General features: G+C 69.2%; 3 protein-coding genes and 1 pseudogene. 2 read left to right on the top strand and 2 right to left on the bottom strand.

Features of this window, described 5'->3' with window-relative positions:
* Both C1J01_RS51720 and C1J01_RS47530 read right to left on the bottom strand, forming a co-directional pair.
* Positions 1 to 230: hypothetical protein (locus C1J01_RS51720; RefSeq protein ID WP_438943198.1), on the bottom strand; the 230-nt coding region annotated here is incomplete at its 3' end.
* Positions 227 to 631, bottom strand: a complete 405-nt coding sequence (locus tag C1J01_RS47530) for a PH domain-containing protein (RefSeq protein WP_235855150.1) — start codon at positions 629 to 631, stop codon at positions 227 to 229. The genes C1J01_RS47530 and C1J01_RS51720, both read right to left, overlap by 4 nt.
* Before the next feature lie 370 nt (positions 632 to 1,001).
* Here C1J01_RS47530 and C1J01_RS47525 point away from each other — a divergent pair, with 370 nt between their 5' ends.
* On the top strand, positions 1,002 to 1,550 hold the full coding sequence (locus C1J01_RS47525) for a YbhB/YbcL family Raf kinase inhibitor-like protein (RefSeq protein ID WP_235855149.1): 549 nt from the start codon (positions 1,002 to 1,004) through the stop codon (positions 1,548 to 1,550).
* Positions 1,551 to 1,767: 217 nt separating this feature from the next.
* Positions 1,768 to 2,501: pseudogene (locus C1J01_RS47520) on the top strand (hypothetical protein); the annotation flags it as partial.

The raw sequence follows: 2,501 nt of genomic DNA, 5'->3' as shown, positions 1-2,501 counted from the left end.
GGTGACGGGTGGTGAGGGGGTGGCTCGGATTGGCGGTCAGATCGGTCCGGGGCGTCATCGGAGACGGCGGTGTCGTCGGTGGAGCGCCGCTCGTCACCCTCCATGACAGGCGGAATGGCACGGGCGGCGCCGTGGTCAGGGGAGGGTCGTTCGTCGTCCGGCCGATCCGGGGCAGGCGGGACGTGGTCGTCCTCGGCGGGTTCGGCCGGGTCGCCGTGGGAGTCCGTCATGTCGCGTCATCCCTGAGCTCTTCGGCTCGGTGGGCCAGTTGCTCGGCGAGGCGGGCGGCCACCTGGAAGTCGAGGCCCTTGATCGTGGAGGAGCCGGCGTGGGAGGCCGTCCGGATCTCCAGGGTGGCCAGTCCGAGCATCCGCTCGAACCATCCTTGCCCCTTGTCGACCGTCTGGATGCGGCTCACGGGCACGAACACCCACTCCCTGGTCAGGTAGCCCGACCTGGCATAGACGACGTCCCCTGAGAGCTCCCAGCGGTGCACGGCGTACCGGACGAACGGCTCGGCCACCAGGAACGGCAGCGTCACCACCACGACGGCGGCCGTCAGCAGCCACAGCCGGATGGCCTTGGGCGAGACGCGGTTCGCCGGATCGCGCAGCGGCCCTGTTGTCGTCACAAACCCCAGCTTAGGGGGCGAACCCTCCGGACGATCTGACAGCGCGACGGAAAGATCCACCAGTCGCCCCGTACGCGGGGTTCGCGCCGCCGGGACGCGTCCACAACGTGTGCCACTTTCGCCGCGCCCGGGAGCCGGCCCATCCGCCGTGGGCGAAACGACGGTGAGCTCAACCCCGCACGGTACGCCGCAATCCGGACACGGAGCGCACCGAGGACCGGAGCGCTGTGTCCAACGTCACTACGCGGATGACCACATTCTGGCTGTTTTCGGATCCTTTACCGAGCACGGACCATCGGGAAACGGTCTGCGCACCGCCGAGACGCGCGTAGCATCGTCCGGCATGGGGCTGTGTAACACGGCATCACGCGTGCGACGCATCGCCGTCAGTGTGACGGCGGTGGCCGTGGCGTTGGCGTCGTCCGGTTGTGGCAGCTTCAACTTCGTCGGCCGATCCCAGGCCAAGGACATCGCGCGGGTCAACGTCACCAGCCCTGAGCTGCACGACGGCAAGCCGCTCCCGCGCGAATACTCCTGCCACGGCGACCAGGGCAGCCCGCCGCTGCGCTGGTCGAGCCGGCCGTTGCCCGACGCCGAGTCGATCGCCATCGTGGTCGACAGTCACACGGCGTCGGAGTCGGCCGTGCACTGGGTGATGTACGACATCCCGGCCACCACGACCGAGCTGGGCCCCAACGCCGCCGCCGAGCCCCCCGAGGGCTCGCGTCAGGCGAAGGTGACCAGCGGGAAGACGGGCTACGAGCCCCCCTGCCAGGACCGGGCGAGCTACCGCTTCTCGGTCTACACGTTGAGCGGGAAGGTCGATCTGGCTCCGGACGCCGGGCTTCCGGCGATCCTGAAGGAGATCGCGGATCTGACCATCGCCCGTGGCCGGCTCACGGCGGTGAACATCCAGTGAGAGGCCGAACACGACATGTAGTGCAGGTGTACCAATTCTTCACTTAGGGTGTGACAACTCTCTTAGTGGTCCGACACAATCAGATCCAATTGTTAGGCACTGGTGATCAAAGGGGGCAGATCGCGTCGATGGCCGCGCGATCTCATCGGTGCCAGAGGGAGGCCATGGCTTTGAGGGTGGTGCAATGATCGCGGTCGTAGTGAGCTTGGTCGCTGTCGTGCTCCTCGTGCTCGTCGTCGTGGCACTGGGCATGCGTTCGATGAGTCGCAGGGAGAGCTCGCTTCCTCCGGAACGGCTGAAAGAGATGGCCGAGAAGGAGGAGATGACCCATGCGCGTTCCACGGACGAGTTCGCGGCCCACGAACCCCGTATGACCAATTTCAGCCCCGACTTCAGCCCCATTGACGCGCCGAAGCAGAAGCCGGTGCGCACCGGCCAGCGCGGCCGCCGTGGTGTCGACGAGTGGGGCAACCCGAGTAATGACGAGGACGACGAGGAGTTCTGGGCCAGCATTCGCAGCGATGCCGAAGAGGGCGGTTTCGGCGCCGACGGCACCGTGGCGGCCAGGAAGGCCTCTTCCCGTCCGGTGGAGCGGGAACGGTCCGCCGACCCGTTGCCCGAGCGTCCGGCCAGGCGTTCCGAGCGCAGGCGCGCGCCGCAGCCGGCGTCGGCCGCTGCCGATCCCGACGCGACCACCGTCCAGGCTCCCCTGCCGCAGCGCCAGCCCGCCGCGGCGGCCGGCCTCGCCGACCTGGTCGAGCCGTCCCCGCGCCCCGCTCCCTCGCAGACGGAGCTCGCCGACCAGCGCACCGTGACGTTCGCGGCGCCGACGCCCGACGTGCTGAGCATCCTCGGCGCGGGCGCGCAGCCGGTGCCCGCCCCCACTCCTCCCGAGCCGGCCCCCGCGCCGCGGCCCGCCCCGGTCTCCTCCAACAGCCTCTCCTCCAACAG

Source organism: Nonomuraea aridisoli (genome assembly GCF_003236395.1).
In the GTDB taxonomy this organism is placed as follows: Bacteria; Actinomycetota; Actinomycetes; order Streptosporangiales; family Streptosporangiaceae; genus Nonomuraea; species Nonomuraea aridisoli.
Note: the sequence above shows the minus strand (reverse complement) of the source record. Positions and strands in the feature narration are given on the sequence as shown.